An 18,355-nucleotide genomic window follows, 5' to 3' on the forward strand; every position below is an offset into this window, starting at 1 on the left:
TGCCCGGTGCGCCGCCCCCGACGGACGGAACACGCTGACGTACCGCTGAACAACACCGGCGCCGGCGATCTGCCCGCGGACGGTGGGTCGAGCCTAGAACCCGGCGCCGACCGGCGGGCCCCGAGACGCGCCGTCCGGCTGCGGGGCCGCGAGGCGCCACAGCCGGACGGTGTGCGTACAGCTCCGGGGACCGCAGTCGGCCCGGGTAACCGCGTGCTTACAGGTACTGCCCCGTGTTGGCGACAGTGTCGATGGAGCGGCCGGACTCGGCGCCCTGCTTACCGGTGACCAGCGTGCGGATGAAGACGATCCGCTCGCCCTTCTTGCCGGAGATGCGGGCCCAGTCGTCCGGGTTGGTGGTGTTGGGCAGGTCCTCGTTCTCCTTGAACTCGTCCACGCAGGCGGCGAGCAGGTGGGAGACGCGCAGACCGCGCTGACCGTGGTCGAGGAAGTCCTTGATGGCCATCTTCTTCGCGCGGTCGACGATGTTCTGGATCATCGCGCCGGAGTTGAAGTCCTTGAAGTACAGGACCTCCTTGTCACCGTTGGCGTAGGTGACCTCCAGGAAGCGGTTCTCCTCGGTCTCGGAGTACATCCGCTCCACGACCGACTGGATCATCGCCACCACCGTGGCCTCGACGGAGCCGTCGTGCTCCTTGAGGTCGTCCGGGTGGAACGGCAGCGAGTCCTTGAGGTACTTGGAGAAGATGTCCTTCGCCGCCTCGGCGTCCGGGCGCTCGATCTTGATCTTGACGTCCAGGCGGCCGGGCCGCAGGATCGCCGGGTCGATCATGTCCTCGCGGTTCGAGGCGCCGATGACGATGACGTTCTCCAGGCCCTCCACGCCGTCGATCTCGGCGAGCAGCTGCGGGACGATGGTGTTCTCCACGTCCGAGCTGACGCCCGAACCGCGGGTGCGGAACAGCGACTCCATCTCGTCGAAGAAGACGATGACGGGCGTGCCCTCGCCCGCCTTCTCCCGGGCCCGCTGGAAGACCAGGCGGATCTGCCGTTCGGTCTCGCCCACGTACTTGTTGAGCAGCTCGGGGCCCTTGATGTTGAGGAAGTAGCTCTTCCCCTGGGGGCGGCCGGTGACCTCGGCGACCTTCTTGGCCAGCGAGTTGGCGACCGCCTTGGCGATCAGCGTCTTGCCGCAGCCGGGCGGGCCGTAGAGCAGCACGCCCTTGGGCGGGCGCAGCTCGTACTCCTTGAAGAGGTCGGCGTGCAGGTAGGGCAGCTCGACCGCGTCGCGGATCAGCTCGATCTGGTTGCTCAGGCCGCCGATCTGGCGGTAGTCGATGTCCGGGACCTCCTCGAGGACCAGCTCCTCGACCTCGGCCTTCGGCACGACCTCGTACACGTAGCCGGAGCGGGGCTCCAGCAGCAGGGCGTCCCCCGCCCGGACGGTGGTCCCCCGCAGCGGTTCCGCGAGGCGCACCACGCGCTCCTCGTCGGTGTGGCCGAGGACCAGGGCCCGCTCGCCGTCCTCGAGGACCTCCTTGAGGGTGACGATCTCGCCGATGCGCTCGAAGGCCATCGCGTCCACGATGTTGAGAGCCTCGTTGAGCATCACTTCCTGGCCGCGCCGCAGCTCGTCCAGGGCGACGTTCGGGCTGACGTTGACACGGAGCTTGCGCCCGCCGGTGAAGATGTCGGCGGTGCCGTCCTCGTTCGCTTCGAGGAAGGTGCCGAAGCCGGCCGGGGGCTGTGCCAGCCGGTCCACTTCCTCCTTGAGGGCCACGATCTGGTCGCGGGCCTCGCGCAGGGTGGAGGCGAGCCGTTCGTTCTGGGCGGTCACGCCGGCCAGGTTGGTCTGGAGCTCGACGATCCGCTCTTCGAGGATTCTCGAATTGCGCGGCGAGTCGGCGAGCTTGCGGCGCAGCACGGCGATTTCCTGCTCAAGGTACGAGACCTGAGCGGCCTCCTCGGAACCACGAGCGGGCCTGCCGGTGCTGCGGTTGTAGTCGTCATCGTGGGTTGCCACGGTCCTCACCTCCTCCGGGGAGCTGGACGCTTCCAGACCCTACCTGGGACCAGGGGTCCGTAAACCCCTAGATCAAGAAAGATGGAACGGGCGTGTCCGATCTTCGCCCCAGCGTGCTTCCCCTCTGCTAAGGGGATACCCACCGCGCACCTCTCAAAGCAGGCCAGATGTATCGTCGAGCGAAGTGATATCCGATCGCGACCGCAGTGCTGGGTCCGATCGTTGTACGAATGGCGGGATTGCTCCAGGAATAGGGGCGACCCGGGACAGAAACGGCAGGGAACCATGTCGGTGACCGAGCAGACGGCGACGACCGAGGAGCTGGAGGTGTGGATCGACCAGGATCTGTGCACCGGCGACGGCATCTGCGCCCAGTACGCGCCCGAGGTCTTCGAGCTGGACATCGACGGGCTGGCGTACGTGAAGGGCCCGGACGACGAGTTGCGCCAGCAGCCCGGGGAGACCGCCCCGGTGCCGCTGACGCTCCTTCAGGACGTGGTGGACTCGGCGAAGGAGTGCCCCGGCGACTGCATCCACGTGCGCCGGGTCGCCGACCGGGTCGAGGTGTACGGCCCGGACGCGGAGTGAGTCGCCGGGCCGGGTCCGACAATTCGCGCCCGGCGGGAATCGTCGGACGGGCCTGAGGCCGGGCCTCAGGCCCGGCTGACCGGGGCGGCGGACTGGGTGCGTTCCCAGCCGCCGCCCTTGCGCGTCCAGGTGAGGTCGAGTGAGATGTCGGGCCGGAAGCGCGGCACGTCCTCGCTCGAATACCCCTGCGCGTGGCCGGTGATGGTGCCGTCGGAGCGCACCGCGAGCCGGCTCAGGGTGAGGTTCTCGCGCTCGGTCAGCAGGGTGGCGACCACCGTCGGGCGCTCGTCGGCGCCGAAGCCGAGCAGGTAGACGGAGTCCGGCGGGGTGCCGGTGTCGGTGGCGCAGTTCGCGGCGACGACCGTGCCCGGCCGTCCGTCACCGAGCTCGGCGGGCACGCTGAGCACCGTCTTGACCGGGAACGGGCCGCAGTCCATCGGCAGTTGGGCCTTGGCCGGGTCCGGGGCGGCGCCAGCGGCGAGGGCCTCGGGGGCGCCACCGCGCACGGGCACCGGGGTACCGGTCGCCGTGGAGGCGGCGAGGGCCGCGGCCACCACCGCGCCGCAGCCGGCCAGGGCGAGGGCCCAGTGCCAGGGGGCGGTGCGCGCGTGCCCGGGCCGGGTGCCGCCCTTCGGTGTCTGCTGTCCAGCCGTCGCCGTCGTCCCGACCGCGGTCTCCACCAGGCGTCCCCTCCAGAGTTCCAGGAGCTGGTCTGCGTGCGCGAGCATCGTCCCACACGGTGCCCACGGACTCCCGGCCGGGGAGCCGAAGGGCGCGCCGGTGCCGATAGCGACGAACGACAAGCGAGGAACGAGCGCCGGGTCGGGAGCGCCCGGAGGCGAGCCGACCACAGCAGGAAGGGGTGATGCGGGCTTTACGCTCGCACCACCCCTTGCGTGTTGTCGGGTGTCAGCCCAGGTCGGGCTGCTCGGACTCGGTGTCACGGGCGGCCTTGCGGGCCGCGGCGCGCTCCTGCAGGGTCGGCTCGGGCGCCCCGCTGTCGTAGTCCTCGCCGTAGGCGCCCTTGGCCGGGCGGCGGCGGCGCAGCGGCGGCTCGACGCCGTCCGCCAGGCGGCGGGCGGTGAGCAGGAAGCCGGTGTGGCCGATCATCCGGTGGTCCGGGCGGACCGCCAGGCCCTCCAGGTGCCAGGTGCGGACCATGGTCTCCCAGGCCTGCGGCTCGGTGAAGGTGCCGTGCTCGCGCAGCGCCTCGACGGTCCGGGACATCTGCGTGGTGGTGGCCACGTAGCAGCAGATGAGGCCGCCGGGGACGAGCGCCTTGGAGGCGACGTCCAGGCACTCCCAGGGGGCCAGCATGTCCAGGATGATGCGGTCGACGTCGGTCTCGACCAGGTTGTCCTGGAGGTCGCCGACGGTGAGCTTCCACGCCGGGTGCGGGCCGCCGAAGTAGCGCTCGACATTGCCCTGGGCGATGTCCGCGAAGTCCTGGCGGCGCTCGTAGGAGGCCAGCATGCCCTGCTCGCCGACGGCACGCAGCAGGTACATGCTGAGCGCGCCGGAGCCGACGCCGGCCTCGACGACGCGGGCGCCGGCGAAGATGTCGGCCATCGCCAGGATCTGCCCCGCGTCCTTGGGGTAGATCACGGCGGCGCCGCGCGGCATGGACAGGACGTAGTCGGGGAGCAGGGGGCGCAGCGCGAGGTACGGGACGTTCCCCGTGGTGCGCACGACCGTGCCCTCGGAGGCGCCGATCAGCTCGTCGTGGGGGAACGCACCCTTGTGGGTGTGGAACTGGTTCCCGGCCTGGAGCGTGAACGTGTAGTGGCGACCCTTGGGGTCGGTCAGCTGGACCTGGTCCCCGACCTGGAAGGGCCCGCGTCGGCGGGCGGCACCGGTCGGTTCGGACATGCGGACAATCCTAAGGGAAGCACGCCGTCCTGCCTTACCGGGCCCCGAGCAGGGTGCGGGTCAGCGGCCGGTGACGGCGGCGGTCAGGCGCTGCTCGATGTCGGTGAGCGCGGCGACGCCGTACACCCGGCCGTCCGGCTCGACCACCAGGTACTCCCCCGCCGGGGTGGTCTGGATGGCTCGCAGCAGGGCCTCGCCGCACAGGTCGGCGTCGAGCCGCAGCCCGGGTTCGAGGTCGCGGGCGAGCGGGCCGACGGCCACCCAGGGGCGGCGGTGCTCGGGCACGGCCCGTACCGCGGACTCGCGGACGATGGCGATCGGCTCGCCCCGGCCGTCCACCACGACCACCGCGCCCGCCTCGGCCTCGCGGGCGCGGCGCATCGCCTCGCCGAGCGGGGTGTCGGCGGTGACCTCGACGGCCCGACGGGCGAAGTCGCGCAGCCGCAGCTCGGGCAACACCTCCTTGAGCCGGGCGTTGCGAAGGCTGCCGGTGGCGCCGTTCCAGATGATCGCGGCCAGCACGGCGGCCAGCACCGCGTCCACCAGGGTGTCGGTGGTGGTGCGCTCGGCCCCGCGGGAGGCGCTGAGCAGCGGCAGGCCGAACAGCACGGCGATCGCCAGCACCCGGCCGACCCAGGCGGCGGCCACGGTGCCGGTCATCGCCCTCCCGCTGATCGCCCAGACCACGGCGCGCAGCATCCGGCCGCCGTCCAGCGGCAGACCGGGCAGCAGGTTGAAGGCGGCGACGACCAGGTTGGAGATCATCAGGCCGGTGAGCAGCACCCCGGGCACGGTGGACAGCTCGACGGCGCGCAGCGCGAGGTAGAAGACCCCGCCGAGGACCAGCGAGAGCAGCGGGCCGACGAAGGCCAGCCAGAACTCGCGCCAAGGGGTCTCGGCCTCGTTCTCGATCTCGGAGACGCCACCGAAGAACTGCAGCTGGATCCGCCGCACCCCGAGTCCGTAGCGCAGCGCGATCAGGGTGTGGGCCAGCTCGTGCACCAGCACGGAGGCGTAGAAGGCGACCGCGAAGAAGAAGGCCAGCAGGTAACGGATGCCGCTGCCGAGCTCGGGCAGGACGTCGCCGAGCTGTCCGCCGAACACCCAGGTGATCAGGGCGGCGATGACGAACCAGGAGGGGGTGACGTAGACGGGCACGCCGAAAGGGCGCCCCATCAGGAGGCCGCCGCCGCGCTCCGGGGCCCGCCCGCCCGGGCGGCCACCGTCCTGCGGTGACTGGTCGGAGGTCTGCTGCCCCCTGGTGTCGCTCACCGTGTTCCCTTCGGTCGTCCCACCGTCGTGCCCCCGGTGCGCCCACGCTACGTGATCGCGGCCCTCCGGCGCCGCGCGCCCCTCTGTCAGCCTTCATACCCCACTGGACCGGTCCCGGATCGACCCCGGACCGACGGTCTGGCAGCACGGTGGCAGCGGGATGACAGCAAAGGGCAATAGGGTCGTAGCCATGCAGCAGACCGACACCAGCAGTGCCGCCGAAGCGCCGGTGCGCCCGGCGGCGCCCCCGACCGGGCTGTCCCCGTCGCGTGCGGGGGACTTCCTCACCTGTCCCCTGCTGTACCGGCTGCGGGTGATCGACCGGCTGCCCGAGCCGCCGAGCGCGGCGGCGACCAGGGGCACGCTGGTGCACGCGGTGCTGGAGCGGCTGTTCGACAGCCCGGCGACCGAGCGGACGCCGGAGCGGGCGCTGGGCCTGCTGCGCCCGCAGTGGGAGCGGCTGCTGAGCGAGCGCCCGGAGCTGGGCTCGCTGTTCCCGGACGATCCGGACGGCGCGGCGCTCACCCGCTGGCTGGCGGACGCCGAGAAGCTGGTCGGCCAGTGGTTCCGGCTGGAGGACCCGACCCGGCTGCACCCGGTGGAGCGCGAGCTCTACGTGGAGACGGCGCTGGAGTCGGGGCTGCTGCTGCGCGGCTACATCGACCGGGTGGACGTCGCCCCGACCGGTGAGGTCCGGCTGGTGGACTACAAGACCGGCCGGGCGCCCTCGCGGGACTTCGAGGGCAAGGCGATGTTCCAGATGAAGTTCTACGCGCTGGTGGTGTGGCGCTGGAAGGGTGTGATCCCCAAGCGCCTCCAGCTGGTCTACCTCGGCGGCGGCGGGGACGTGGTCAGCTACGACCCGGACCAGGCCGACCTGCTCGCGGTGGAGCGCAAGCTGCAGGCACTGTGGGAGCGGATCAGCCACGCGGTGGCCACCGGGGAGTTCCCGGCCACCCGCAACCGCCTCTGCGACTGGTGTGACCACCAGGCCAGCTGCCCGGAGTTCGGCGGCACCCCGCCGCCGTACCCGCTGCCGCTGGCGCGTACATCGGATGAGAGCGATCCCACGGGGGATCCGATGAGCAAGGAGTCCTAGTGACGATCCGAGTGCTGCTGGTCGACGACCAGCCGCTGCTGCGCACCGGTTTCCGGATGATCCTGGAGGCCGAGTCCGACCTGGTGGTGGTCGGGGAGGCCGGCGACGGTCAGCAGGCGCTGGACCAGGTCCGGGCGTTGCAGCCCGACGTGGTGCTGATGGACATCCGGATGCCGCGGATGGACGGCGTCGAGGCGACCCGCCGGATCGCCGGTCCGGGGCGGGACGGCCCGGCCAAGGTGCTGGTGCTGACCACCTTCGACCTGGACGAGTACGTGGTGGAGGCGCTGCGTGCGGGCGCCAGCGGCTTCCTGCTGAAGGACGTCCCGGCGGAGGAGCTGGTGCAGGCGATCCGGGTGGTCGCGGACGGCGCGGCGATGCTGGCGCCGAGCATCACCCGCCGACTGCTGGACATGTACGCCACCAAGCTGCCCTCGGGCGACGAGGCGCCGCCGCAGGCGCTGAGCGCGCTGACCGAGCGGGAGTTGGAGGTGCTGAAGCTGGTGGCGCGCGGGCTGTCGAACGCGGAGATCGCGGCCGAGCTGTTCGTCAGCGAGACGACCGTGAAGACCCACGTCGGCCATGTGCTGACCAAGCTGCAGCTGCGCGACCGGGTGCAGGCGGCGGTGTACGCCTACGAGAGCGGGCTGGTGCGGCCCGGCACCCTGTAACGCCCCGCGGCGGCACGGGGAAACGCGAGACGGCGGCCCGTCCGCTTCCCCCTCGAACCGAGGGGGAAGCGGACGGGCCGCCGTGCGTGGTGCGCTACTTGCTGTTGCGGCCGATGTCCCAGAAGCGGAAGACGCCGGTGGAGTCGACGGTCGACTCGACGCCGGTGACGTAGGACTTCGCGGCGTAGAAAGCCTTGTTCTGGAACACCGGGATCATCGGCACGTTGTCGGCGAGGATGCTCTGGACCTGGTTGTAGGTCGCGACCGCGGCGCCGCGGTCGGCCTGCTTGAGCCCCTCCGGGAGCAGCTTCTGACTGATCCGCGGGTCGTCCCAACCGGTGTGGAAGATGCTGGCCCCGGTGACCAGCGGCCCGATGAAGTTGTCCGGGTCCGGGTAGTCCGCGGCCCAAGCGACGAGGAACGCCTGGTACTTGCCCTCGCTCCTGCCCTTCTGGTAGGCCGCCGGGTCGGACTCCACCTGGGCCGTCACCTGGAAGAGACCGCCGGCCTCCAGCTGCTTCTTCAGCGTGTCGATCTCGGCGTTGCCGGTGCGCGAGCGACCCGAGGTGAGGTTGAGCTTGACCGGCGTGGAGATCTTGGCGGCGGCGAGGATCGCCTTGGCCTTGCTGACGTCCTGGTCGCCGTACTTGTCGAAGAAGGCGGTGTTGTGGCCGGTGACGCCGGTCGGGACCATCGAGTACAGCGGCTCGACGGTCCGCGCGAAGACGTCGCGGGCGAGCGCCTTCCGGTCGATCAGCTGGGCCGCGGCCTGACGGACGGCGACGTTGCCGGTGGTCTCGTCCTTGGTGTTGAAGGCGATGAAGCTGACATCGGAGCTCTCAGCCTGGACGACGTTGAGGTCGGTCTTGCCGCTCTGCTGGTCGGAGAGGAGCTGCGAGGCGGTGTTGGGTTCCAGGCTGTTGTCGGTGAGGTCGACGTCCCCCTTGTCCAGCGCGTCCTTCAGGTCGCTGGGCGAGTCGAAGTACCGCACGGTGAACTTGCTGTTCAGCAGCTTGGCGTTGCCGACGTACTTGTCGTTGGGGGTCAGGACGACCTTGGCCAGGACCTTGGCGCCGCCGCCGGCGGGGGTCATGGTCTCGATCGAGTCGAACTTGTACGGGCCGGAACCGACGATCTTCTCGTTGTCGAGCAGCTTGTCGGCGGGGAAGACCTGGTGGTCCACGACGGCACCGGCCGGGGTCGCCAGCTTGGCCGGCAGGGTCGCGTCGGCCGTCGAGAGCTGGAAGACCACCTCGTTGTCGCCCTTGGCCTCGACCGACTTGATCGTGTCCAGCAGGCCGGCCGGGCCGTTCGGGTCCTTGATCTTCTTGGTGCGCTCGATCGAGTACACGACGTCGGCGGCGGTGAGCGGGTGGCCGTTGGAGAACTTCTGGCCGGGGCGGAGCACGCAGTGGTACTGGGTGGCGTCGCCGCTGGTGAACTCGCAGGACTGCGCGGCGTCCGGGGCCGGGGCACTGGCGGCGGCGGGGAAGGCGAGCAGCGACTGGTAGGTGTTGCCCAGCAGCAGCCACGAGCCGGTGTCGTAGGCGCCGGCCGGGTCCAGGACGCTGGTGAGGCCTCGGGTGCCCATGGTGATCGACTTGCCGCCGCTGTCCCCCTTGACGGCGTCGGTGACCGATCCGCAGCCGGCCACCGTCACGGCGACCAGACCGGCGCAGCCGAGTGCTGCCAGGCGTTCAGCTGAAGTCTTCACGGGAGCGTCCTTCTGGGTGTCGCGAACCCGAGTAGCGTGCCATATCGAACACGTACGACCGATACCCATGCAGATGACGTTTGGGACACGGTGGTTCGGGGCATCACGGCGCGCCCGACAAGTTGTCAGCCAATGCCCGTTTTCTCCCCGGGCAACCCGGGGTGGCGACCCCACCGGAGCGCCTACCCGCGAGTAGCCTCGGGGTGCAATGAGACGACAATCACACTCAAGTGACGCTCAGTAGAGCCCGCCCGCGCCCGTCACACCCGCGAGGCGACCAGCGAGCGCAGCAGTTCGAGGTCGACCTGCTCCAGCGAGGGCAGCACCAGTCGCCCGGGGGCCGGCTCGATCGGCGCCACCGAGGGCACCGCGATCACCGGGCAGCCGGCCGCCTCGCCCGCGCTCACACCGGTCGGGGTGTCCTCGATCACCACGCAGCGGGTCGGCTCCGCGCCCAGCCGCCGGGCCGCCTCCAGATACGGGTCAGGGAACGGCTTGGTGCGCGGCACCTCGTCCCCGCCGATGGTGAAGGCGAAGCGCTCGGCGTTCAGCGAGCGCAGCACGATGTCGATCACGTGCCGGTGCGAGGCGGACACCAGGGCGGCCGGGACGCCGTGCGCGGCCAGGGTGTTGAGCAGCCGCTCGGCCCCCGGCATGAGCGGCACGCCGCCGGCCAGCAGGTCGACGAAGCGCTGGTTGACCAGCACGCCCAGGTCGGTCGGGGCGATGTCCACCCCGGTCCGGGCGACCAGGTAGTCCATGACCCGGGTCATCGGGCCGCCGACCACATGGGCCCGGTCCCGCTCGTCCAGCTGGTGGCCCAGCTCGGCGAAGAGCGTGACCTCGGCCTGCCACCAGAAGTCCTCGGTGTCCACCAGCGTGCCGTCCATGTCCAGCAGCACCGCCTGCAGGCCGCGGTCGTCCCCGTGGTCGAGCGCCAGGGCGGCGGTGGAGCTGGTGGTCATGGCGGGTCCTTCCGTCGGTACCCCGCGGAGCGTCCCTGGACGTCCTTCGGGGATGGCGCGGGCCGACCCGCTGGTGAGCGGACCGGCCCGTTCAGGATCATCAAGGATACGCCCGGTTCGTCGGAAAAGAGCGAACGGAGAAGGACGTGCGGATTACCGCGCGTTGAAGTACTTCGCCTCCGGGTGGTGGATCACGATCGCGTCGGTGGACTGCTCCGGGTGCAGCTGGAACTCCTCGGAGAGCACCACGCCGATCCGCTCGGGCTTCAGCAGCTCGGCGATCTTGGCGCGGTCCTCAAGCTCGGGGCAGGCCCCGTAGCCGAGCGAGAAGCGGGCGCCCCGGTACTTGAGCGCGAACATGTCCCTGACGTCCTGCGGGTCCTCGCCGGAGAAGCCCAGCTCGAAGCGGACCCGGGCGTGCCAGAACTCGGCCAGCGCCTCGGCCAGCTGCACCGAGAGGCCGTGCAGCTCCAGGTAGTCGCGGTAGGAGTTCCCGGCGAACAGCTCGTTGGCCGCCTCCGAGATCCGGTTGCCCATGGTGACCACCTGCAGGCCGACCACGTCCCGCACGCCGGACTCCTCCGGGCGGAAGAAGTCCGCCAGGCAGAGCCGGCGCCCGCGGCGCTGGCGCGGGAAGGTGAAGCGGGTGCGCTCGGTGCCGTCCTCGTGGAAGACGATCAGGTCGTCGCCCTTGGAGTTGGCCGGGTAGTAGCCGTAGACCACGGCCGCCTCCAGCCAGCCCTCGGTCTGCAGCCGGTCCAGCCAGGCCCGCAGCCGCGGCCGGCCCTCGGTCTCCACCAGCTCCTCGTACGACGGCCCCTCGCCGGAGCGGGCGGCCTTCAGGCCCCACTGGCCCTTGAACAGTGCGTCCTCGTCCAGCCAGGAGGCGTAGTCGGCGAACGGGATGCCCTTGACGATCCGGTCGCCCCAGAACGGCGGGGTGGGCACGCTGTTGTCGACGGCCACGTCCGAGCGGATCTGGCCGAGGTTGACCTCGGGCTCCGGCTCCTCCACCTCGACCCGGGCGTGCCGGCGCTGCTTGAGCTCCGGCAGGGTCGCGCCGGGCACGCCGCGCTTGACCGCGATCAGCGCGTCCATCAGCCGCAGGCCCTCGAAGGCGTCCCGGGCGTAGCGGACCTCGCCCTCGTAGATCTCGTGCAGGTCCTGCTCGACGTAGGCGCGGGTGAGGGCGGCGCCGCCGAGGATCACCGGGTAGGAGGAGGCCAGCTTGCGCTGGTTCAGCTCCTCCAGGTTCTCCTTCATGATCACGGTGGACTTCACCAGCAGGCCGGACATGCCGATCACGTCCGCGTTGTGCTCCTGCGCGGCGTCCAGGATCGCCGCGACCGGCTGCTTGATGCCCAGGTTGACCACGTTGTAGCCGTTGTTGGACAGGATGATGTCGACCAGGTTCTTGCCGATGTCGTGGACGTCGCCCTTGACGGTGGCCAGCACGATGGTGCCCTTGCCCTCGCTGTCGGACTTCTCCATGTGCGGCTCCAGGTGGGCCACCGCGGTCTTCATCACCTCGGCGGACTGGAGCACGAACGGCAGCTGCATCTGGCCGGAGCCGAAGAGCTCGCCGACCACCTTCATGCCGGACAGCAGGGTGTCGTTGATGATCTCCAGCGCCGGGCGCCCGGTCAGCGCCTCGTCGAGGTCGGCCTCCAGGCCGTTTCGCTCGCCGTCGATGATCCGGCGCTGCAGCCGCTCCTCCAGCGGGAGCGCGGCCAGCTCCTCGGCCTTGGAGGCCTTGACCGAGGCGGTGGAGACGTTCTCGAACAGCTCCAGCAGGCGCTGCAGCGGGTCGTAGCCGTCCCGGCGGCGGTCGTAGACCAGGTCGAGGGCGGCCTCGCGCTGGTCCTCCGGGATCCGGGAGATCGGCAGGATCTTGGAGGCGTGGACGATCGCCGAGTCCAGGCCGGCCTCCACGCACTCGTGCAGGAAGACCGAGTTGAGCACCACGCGGGCGGCCGGGTTGAGACCGAAGGAGATGTTGGACAGGCCGAGGGTGGTCTGCACGTTCGGGTGGCGGCGCTTGAGCTCGCGGATCGCCTCGATGGTCTCGATGCCGTCCCGGCGGGACTCCTCCTGACCGGTGGCCAGGGTGAAGGTGAGGCAGTCGACCAGGATCGAGCCCTCGTCGATGCCGTAGTCGGCGGTGAGCTCGGCGATCAGCCGCTCGGCGATCTCCACCTTCTTGTCGGCGGTACGGGCCTGGCCCTGCTCGTCGATGGTCAGCGCGATCAGGCCGGCGCCGTGCTCGCGGGCCAGCGAGGCGATCCTGCCGAAGCGCGAGTCGGGGGCGTTGCCGTCCTCGTAGTTGACCGAGTTGAGCACCGCCCGGCCGCCGAGCGCCTCCAGGCCGGCCCGCAGCACGGGCGGCTCGGTGGAGTCCAGCACGATCGGCAGGGTGGAGGCGGTCGCCAGCCGGCCGGCGATCTCCTTCATGTCGGCGACGCCGTCACGGCCGACGTAGTCCACGCACAGGTCCAGCAGGTGGGAGCCGTCCCGGATCTGGTCGCGGGCGATCTCCACGCAGGCCTGCCAGTCGCCGGCCAGCATCGACTCGCGGAACTTCTTCGAGCCGTTGGCGTTGGTGCGCTCGCCGATCGCCAGGTAGGAGGTGTCCTGGCGGAACGGCACCGCCTGGTAGAGCGAGGCGGCCGAGGGCTCCGGCTGCGGCCGGCGCGGGGCGATCGGCCGACCCTGGACCCGCTCGACCACCTGGCGCAGGTGCTCGGGGGTGGTGCCGCAGCAGCCGCCGACCAGCGAGAGGCCGTACTCGCGGGTGAACACGTCGTGCGCCTCGGCCAGTTCGGCCGGGGAGAGCGGGTAGTGGGCGCCGTCCTTGCCGAGCACCGGCAGGCCCGCGTTCGGCATGCAGGACAGGCCGATCCTGGCGTTCTTGGCCAGGTAGCGCAGGTGCTCGCTCATCTCGGCCGGGCCGGTGGCGCAGTTCAGGCCGATGTAGTCGACGCCGAGCGGCTCCAGCGCGGTGAGCGCGGCGCCGATCTCGGAGCCGAGCAGCATGGTGCCGGTGGTCTCGACGGTCACCTGGACCAGCACCGGCAGGTCGAGCCCGGCCTCGGCCAGGGCGCGCTTGGAGCCGAGGATCGCGGCCTTGGTCTGCAGCAGGTCCTGGCTGGTCTCCACCAGCAGGGCGTCGGCTCCGCCGGCGATCAGGCCGGCCGCGTTCTGCTGGAAGCCGTCGCGCAGCGTCCCGTACGCGGCGTGGCCGAGGGTCGGCAGCTTGGTACCGGGGCCGATCGAGCCGAGCACCCAGCGGGTGCGGCCGTCGGCGGCGTGGGCGTCGGCCACCTCGCGGGCGATCCGGGCACCGGCCTCGGACAGCTCGAAGATGCGGTCGGCGATCTCGTACTCGCCCAGCGCGGCGAAGTTGGCGCCGAAGGTGTTGGTCTCGACGCAGTCCACGCCCACCCCGAAGTAGGCCTCGTGGACGGAGCGGACGATGTCGGGGCGGGTGATGTTCAGGACCTCGTTGCAGCCTTCGAGGTTCTGGAAGTCCTCCAGCGTCGGGTCCTGTGCCTGGAGCATGGTGCCCATCGCACCGTCGGCGACCACCACCCGGGTGGCGAGTGCTTCACGCAGCGCGTTCGCGCGGCTCTGCTGAGTGATGGACGGTTCGGCTGCAGTGGCCATGGGGCTTCTCCCTGGTGCGACGGCTGTCGGCTTTGCGAGCCCGCTTGGTCGGGCCCGCACGTCGCCAGGGTATCCGTCCGCCGGCCGGAGCTGCGGGCCCATTCCGTATCCTGAGCGCTCGGCTCAAGGGGGGATCAAGCGCGTGACCAGGTTCCGGACCACGACGAAACGCATCGGCCGAGCCCTGGCGGCCCCGCCGCGGGCACTGCGCGAGCGGTGGAGGGGCTGGTCGCGGTGGCGCCGGGCCCTGCTCGCACTGGGGCTGGCGGTGGCGGTACCGGTCGCTGCCCTGGGCTCGGTGTTCGTCGCGATCCGACTGCACTACACGGGTGAACCGCCCGCCGAGGCCCGCACCCGCGGCCGGGACGCCGTCTGGCTCGGCCACGCCTGGGTGGACGGCCGCAAGACCGAGGCGGACGTCGAGGCGCTGGCCCGCCAGCTGGCCGGCACCGGCGTGCGCGACCTGTACGTGCACACCGGCCCGCTGGAGCACGACGGCTCACTGCCGGCCTCCGTCCACCCCAAGGCCCGCTGGTTCACCGAGACCGCCCACCGGGTGCTGCCCGGCGTCCGGTTGCAGGGCTGGCTGGGCGACGAGGTCAAGCCCGAGAAGGACGCCCTCGACCTGGACGACGCGCCGACCCGGGACCGGATCACCGCCTCGGCGGGCCAGGTGCTGGACCAGGGCTTCGACGGCGTGCACTTCGACATGGAGCCGATCCACCCCGGCACGGCCGGCTGGCTGGCCCTGCTCGACCAGGTCCACCCGGTGACGGCGGCGCGCGGCGCCAAGCTCTCGGTGGCGGCCCCGCAGATCGACCCGGCCCCCGGCCTGCACACCGCCGGGATCCTGCTCACCGACCACGGCAAGTGGTGGGACCAGGCGTACTTCCGGGAGACCGCCCGCCGGGTCGACCAGATCGCGGTGATGACCTACGACACCTCGATGCCGACCGAGCCGCTGTTCGGCGGCTACGTCGCGCTGCAGACCGAGCTGGCGCTGGAGGCCACCCCGTCCGACGTCGACCTGCTGATGGGCCTGCCGTTCTTCTGGGACGACAAGTGGGGCCACTGGGGCGACGCGGAGACCGTCCCGGCGGCGGTCCGGGGCGTCCGGCTGGGCCTGGGCCGCCAGGACCCGAAGCGGGCCGCCTTCGGCGTCGCGCTGTACGTGGACTTCGCCTCGACGCCGGAGAACTGGGCGGCGTACCGCAGCGGCTGGGTGGACGTCTCTCCCTAGCCCTCCCGGTCCTACGCGGTTCTACGCCGCCATCCGGTGTGCCAGGGCGCCCAGGTAGCGGTGGACGGTGGCGTCCTCACCGGTCAGGTAGTGGGCGACGGCGCGGTACGCGGGCTTGCGGACCTCGCCGCGCTCGGTGACGGTCAGCGAGCAGCCCGGCCCGGCCGGGGTCAGCACGTACGTCCAGGTGCCGCCGTACGGCAGGTCCGGGTCGGCGATGCCGGTCACCAGGCGGTGCGGGGCCTCGCTGTCCACCACCTCGTAGGTGGTGTGCCCGCGCCGGTCGTACTCGCGCCAGCGCGGGCGGCCGCCGACCCCGGCGGGCAGCCGCTCGACGTGGGTGAGGCCCGGGCGCCAGGCCGGGTAGAGGTCGATGTCGGTCAGCACGTCCCAGACCGCGCCGGGCGCCTGGGCCAGCTCCAGGCCGCCCTCGGTGACGTGTTCGGCCGGCAGCCGGCGCCCGGCCCGGTCCGCCGCCAGCAGCGCGGCCCCGGCCAGCGCTGCCGCCGTACCCGCGGCGATCCACAGCCATCGGTTCATCGGTCCGGCCCCTTCCGCCCGGCCCCTCCTCCCCTCATCATCGCGCCGCCGCGCCCGGCGGGCACTCCGTCGCACCGCGTCGCAGGTCGGGCACCGTCCGTCCGGATCTCACGAGCTGACGACCAGTCAGCCCGCGCCGTCCGGATATCCGCTGGATCGCGGCCGCCCGCTCCCCCAGACTGTCCCGGTGCCCGGCCGCCATGCGCATCAAAGCCCGTAGGCTGGGCAGGTAGGACCATGGAGCGAGGCGTTCCATGGGAGACGAGAGGTTCGACAGGCGGCAGCCGGCCCGTCGGCGCCCCGGCAGGCCAGCCGGGGCGGTGCCGGTCCGACCGCCGACCGGAGGGAGACGCTGGGTGATCGAGCTGGAAGATGTTCCCGAATTGATCGACCCGGTGATGGTCTGCGCCTTCGAGGGGTGGAACGACGCGGGCGACGCCGCCTCCGCGGCTCTGGCACATCTGGACGAGACCTGGGGCGGCAAGGTGTTCGCCGCCCTGGACGCGGAGGACTACTACGACTTCCAGGTCAACCGGCCCACGATCTGGCTGGACGGCGGCATCCGCCGGATCACCTGGCCGACCACCCGGCTGTCGGTGATCCGGGTGACCGAGCCGACCACCCGGGACGTGGTGCTGGTCCGCGGCATCGAGCCGAGCATGCGCTGGCGCTCGTTCTGCAACGAGCTGCTCGGCTTCGCGCACGAGCTGGGCGTCGAGCTGGTGGTGATCCTGGGCGCGCTGCTCGGCGACACCCCGCACAGCCGCCCGGTTCCGGTCAGCGGAGTCACCTCCGACCCGGAGCTGGCCCGCCGGCTGGACCTGGAGGAGAGCCGGTACGAGGGCCCGACCGGGATCGTCGGGGTGCTCCAGGAGGCCTGCACGCACGCCGGGGTGCCGGCCGTGACGCTCTGGGCGGCGGTGCCGCACTACGTCGCGCAGCCGCCCAACCCCAAGGCCACCCTGGCGCTGATCAACAAGCTGGAGGACCTGCTGGACCTGCGCATCCCGCCGGGCGAGCTCGGCGAGGACGCCCGGGCCTGGCAGCTGGGTGTGGACCAGCTGGCCTCGGAGGACAGCGAGGTCGCGGAGTACGTCCAGCAGCTGGAGGAGGCGCAGGACACCGCCGAGCTGCCCGAGGCCTCCGGGGACGCCATCGCGCGCGAGTTCGAGCGCTATCTGCGCCGCCGGGAGAACGTCGGGCCGACCGGCGAGAAGCCGGTGTCCGGGCACGCCACGGCCGAGCGGCCGAGCGAACCGGAGGCGCCGGGCCCGACCCGGGAGAGCCCGGACGGGGCCGAGGAGGACTAGCCCTGCTCGCGGCCGGGGAGGAGTAACCCTCCTCGGGCGGGCGGGAACGCCGAAGGGGCGTCAGGACACCTGGTCCTGACGCCCCTTCGTCTCGTCAGAGCGCGACGCCCAGCAGGGCGTCCACGGTGCGGGTCACCAGGCCGGGCGCGCCGGTGTCGGTGCCGCCCTCGCTCTCCTGCTGCGCGGCCCAGCGGTCCACCGCCGCCAGCGCGGCAGGCGCGTCCAGGTCGTTCGCGAGCGCGGTACGGACCTCGGCGAGCAGCTGCTCGGCCGACGGGCCGTCCGGGCGGGAGACGGCGGCGCGCCAGCGGGCGAGGCGCTCCACGGCCTCGTCCAGGGTGTCCTTGGTCCACTCCCAGTCCGCGCGGTAGTGGTGCGAGAGCAGCGCCAGGCGGATCGCCGCCGGGTCGACGCCCTCACGGCGCAGGGTGGAGACGAAGACCAGGTTGCCGCGGGACTTGGACATCTTCTTGCCGTCCAGGGCGACCATGCCGGCGTGCACGTACGCCTTGGCGTACGGGTGGGAGCCGGTGGCGACCTGGGCGTGCGAGGCGCCCATCTCGTGGTGCGGGAAGGACAGGTCGCTGCCGCCGCCCTGGATGTCGAAGGTCATGCCCAGGTACTTCAGCGCGATCGCCACGCACTCGATGTGCCAGCCGGGGCGGCCGTGGCCGAGCTCGGTGTCCCAGGCGGGCTCGCCCGGGCGGGCGGCCAGCCAGAGCAGGGCGTCCAGCGGGTCGCGCTTGCCGGGGCGGTCCGGGTCGCCGCCGCGCTCGGCGAAGACCGGGCGCATGGCCTCGCGGGTGAGGCCGGAGACCTCGCCGAAGTGGGGGTCGGAGTCGACCGAGTAGTAGATGTCCTCGTCGACCTTGTAGGCGGCACCGGAGGCCAGCAGCTTCTGGACGATCGGGACGATCCACGGGATCGACTCGACGGCGCCGACGTAGTGCGCCGGGGGGAGCAGCCGCAGGGCGGTCATGTCCTCGCGGAACAGGGCCGTCTCGCGTTCGGCCAGGGCCACCCAGTCCTGGCCGGTCTCGACCGCGCGCTGGAGCAGCGGGTCGTCGACGTCGGTCACGTTCTGGATGTACAGGACGTCGTGGCCGGCGTCCTTCCAGACGCGCTGCACCAGGTCGAACGCGTTGTAGGTGGCGGCGTGGCCCATGTGGGTCGCGTCGTAGGGGGTGATGCCGCAGACGTAGATCCGGGCGGTGCCGTCCTGCGGCACGACCTCCCGGACCGTGCCCGCTGCGGTGTCGTGGATACGAAGGGGGAGCCCCTGACCAGGCAGGGCGGGAACCTCGGAGGCGGGCCAGGCATGCATGGGATCGACTTTAACCTTGAGAACATTTGAAAGCCTAACCAGTAACAAAGATCGACTGGATTCGCTTCCTGTCGTTGCCTGAGCGCTTCCCGACTGATACAGCGCGATTCGGGGAC

At 71.5% G+C, this 18,355-nt stretch carries 14 protein-coding genes; 5 read left to right on the forward strand and 9 right to left on the reverse strand.

Translation table 11 applies throughout. The features are described 5' to 3' along the window. Nucleotides 1–217: 217 nt before the first annotated feature. Nucleotides 218–1,984, reverse strand: coding sequence for a proteasome ATPase (gene arc / locus ACIRYZ_RS20475; protein WP_402946017.1), 1,767 nt, complete (start codon nucleotides 1,982–1,984; stop codon nucleotides 218–220). 285 nt (nucleotides 1,985–2,269) lie between these two features. Between arc and ACIRYZ_RS20480 the strand changes: the two genes are divergently transcribed. Next, entirely contained in the window at nucleotides 2,270–2,572 is a 303-nt protein-coding gene (locus ACIRYZ_RS20480; RefSeq protein ID WP_387622886.1) for a ferredoxin, read from the forward strand. 65 nt (nucleotides 2,573–2,637) lie between these two features. Here ACIRYZ_RS20480 and ACIRYZ_RS20485 read toward each other — a convergent pair whose 3' ends face one another. The 3 genes from ACIRYZ_RS20485 to ACIRYZ_RS20495 all read right to left on the reverse strand — a co-directional run bounded on the left by ACIRYZ_RS20485 (nucleotide 2,638) and on the right by ACIRYZ_RS20495 (nucleotide 5,713). Continuing rightward, the gene (locus ACIRYZ_RS20485) at nucleotides 2,638–3,300 is read right to left on the reverse strand and encodes a hypothetical protein (RefSeq protein WP_402946019.1); all 663 of its coding nucleotides are present in this window, start codon (nucleotides 3,298–3,300) and stop codon (nucleotides 2,638–2,640) included. Nucleotides 3,301–3,481: 181 nt separating this feature from the next. After that, nucleotides 3,482–4,441, reverse strand: a complete 960-nt coding sequence (locus ACIRYZ_RS20490) for a tRNA (adenine-N1)-methyltransferase (protein ID WP_393030763.1) — start codon at nucleotides 4,439–4,441, stop codon at nucleotides 3,482–3,484. Between the two features lie 60 nt (nucleotides 4,442–4,501). Next, nucleotides 4,502–5,713 carry a site-2 protease family protein gene (locus tag ACIRYZ_RS20495; RefSeq protein ID WP_402946021.1) on the reverse strand — a complete coding sequence of 404 codons (1,212 nt, stop codon included), beginning with the start codon at nucleotides 5,711–5,713 and terminating at the stop codon, nucleotides 4,502–4,504. A gap of 190 nt (nucleotides 5,714–5,903) precedes the next feature. Here ACIRYZ_RS20495 and ACIRYZ_RS20500 point away from each other — a divergent pair, with 190 nt between their 5' ends. Continuing rightward, nucleotides 5,904–6,812, forward strand: coding sequence for a RecB family exonuclease (locus tag ACIRYZ_RS20500; protein WP_402946023.1), 909 nt, complete (start codon nucleotides 5,904–5,906; stop codon nucleotides 6,810–6,812). Next, complete coding sequence (locus ACIRYZ_RS20505) at nucleotides 6,812–7,483, forward strand: response regulator transcription factor (RefSeq protein ID WP_350523854.1); 672 nt, start codon at nucleotides 6,812–6,814, stop codon at nucleotides 7,481–7,483. The genes ACIRYZ_RS20500 and ACIRYZ_RS20505 overlap by 1 nt, the downstream gene beginning before the upstream one ends. A gap of 94 nt (nucleotides 7,484–7,577) precedes the next feature. Here ACIRYZ_RS20505 and ACIRYZ_RS20510 read toward each other — a convergent pair whose 3' ends face one another. The 3 genes from ACIRYZ_RS20510 to metH form a co-directional block, all read right to left on the reverse strand. Then, entirely contained in the window at nucleotides 7,578–9,197 is a 1,620-nt protein-coding gene (locus ACIRYZ_RS20510; protein WP_402946025.1) for an ABC transporter substrate-binding protein, read from the reverse strand. 260 nt (nucleotides 9,198–9,457) lie between these two features. Further along, nucleotides 9,458–10,162: an HAD family hydrolase gene (locus tag ACIRYZ_RS20515; RefSeq protein WP_402946027.1), complete on the reverse strand. Its 705-nt coding sequence runs from the start codon at nucleotides 10,160–10,162 to the stop codon at nucleotides 9,458–9,460. Nucleotides 10,163–10,315: 153 nt separating this feature from the next. Then, nucleotides 10,316–13,825 carry a methionine synthase gene (metH, locus tag ACIRYZ_RS20520; RefSeq protein WP_402946029.1) on the reverse strand — a complete coding sequence of 1,170 codons (3,510 nt, stop codon included), beginning with the start codon at nucleotides 13,823–13,825 and terminating at the stop codon, nucleotides 10,316–10,318. Between the two features lie 142 nt (nucleotides 13,826–13,967). Between metH and ACIRYZ_RS20525 the strand changes: the two genes are divergently transcribed. Further along, nucleotides 13,968–15,065, forward strand: a complete 1,098-nt coding sequence (locus tag ACIRYZ_RS20525; RefSeq protein ID WP_402946031.1) for a hypothetical protein — start codon at nucleotides 13,968–13,970, stop codon at nucleotides 15,063–15,065. A 21-nt stretch (nucleotides 15,066–15,086) separates the two neighbouring features. Here the strand turns inward: ACIRYZ_RS20525 and ACIRYZ_RS20530 are convergent, their stop codons facing one another. Further along, entirely contained in the window at nucleotides 15,087–15,605 is a 519-nt protein-coding gene (locus tag ACIRYZ_RS20530; RefSeq protein WP_402946033.1) for an SRPBCC domain-containing protein, read from the reverse strand. A 356-nt stretch (nucleotides 15,606–15,961) separates the two neighbouring features. Here ACIRYZ_RS20530 and ACIRYZ_RS20535 point away from each other — a divergent pair, with 356 nt between their 5' ends. Continuing rightward, nucleotides 15,962–16,915 carry a PAC2 family protein gene (locus ACIRYZ_RS20535; RefSeq protein ID WP_387629270.1) on the forward strand — a complete coding sequence of 318 codons (954 nt, stop codon included), beginning with the start codon at nucleotides 15,962–15,964 and terminating at the stop codon, nucleotides 16,913–16,915. 94 nt (nucleotides 16,916–17,009) lie between these two features. Here ACIRYZ_RS20535 and mshC read toward each other — a convergent pair whose 3' ends face one another. Continuing rightward, entirely contained in the window at nucleotides 17,010–18,239 is a 1,230-nt protein-coding gene (mshC, locus tag ACIRYZ_RS20540) for a cysteine--1-D-myo-inosityl 2-amino-2-deoxy-alpha-D-glucopyranoside ligase (RefSeq protein WP_402946036.1), read from the reverse strand. Nucleotides 18,240–18,355: the final 116 nt, after the last annotated feature.

Origin of the sequence: Kitasatospora sp. NPDC101155 (genome assembly GCF_044768305.1) — a bacterium.
Taxonomy (GTDB): domain Bacteria; phylum Actinomycetota; class Actinomycetes; order Streptomycetales; family Streptomycetaceae; genus Kitasatospora.

Bases quoted from the DNA above. Each gene is read 5' to 3' on its own strand.
- ACIRYZ_RS20480 (WP_387622886.1), top strand. From the start codon at position 2,270: ATGTCGGTGACCGAGCAGACGGCGACGACCGAGGAGCTGGAGGTGTGG.
- ACIRYZ_RS20485 (WP_402946019.1), bottom strand. From the start codon at position 3,300: ATGCTCGCGCACGCAGACCAGCTCCTGGAACTCTGGAGGGGACGCCTG.
- ACIRYZ_RS20490 (WP_393030763.1), bottom strand. From the start codon at position 4,441: ATGTCCGAACCGACCGGTGCCGCCCGCCGACGCGGGCCCTTCCAGGTC.
- ACIRYZ_RS20500 (WP_402946023.1), top strand. From the start codon at position 5,904: ATGCAGCAGACCGACACCAGCAGTGCCGCCGAAGCGCCGGTGCGCCCG.
- ACIRYZ_RS20515 (WP_402946027.1), bottom strand. From the start codon at position 10,162: ATGACCACCAGCTCCACCGCCGCCCTGGCGCTCGACCACGGGGACGAC.
- metH (WP_402946029.1), bottom strand. From the start codon at position 13,825: ATGGCCACTGCAGCCGAACCGTCCATCACTCAGCAGAGCCGCGCGAAC.
- ACIRYZ_RS20530 (WP_402946033.1), bottom strand. From the start codon at position 15,605: ATGAACCGATGGCTGTGGATCGCCGCGGGTACGGCGGCAGCGCTGGCC.
- mshC (WP_402946036.1), bottom strand. From the start codon at position 18,239: ATGCATGCCTGGCCCGCCTCCGAGGTTCCCGCCCTGCCTGGTCAGGGG.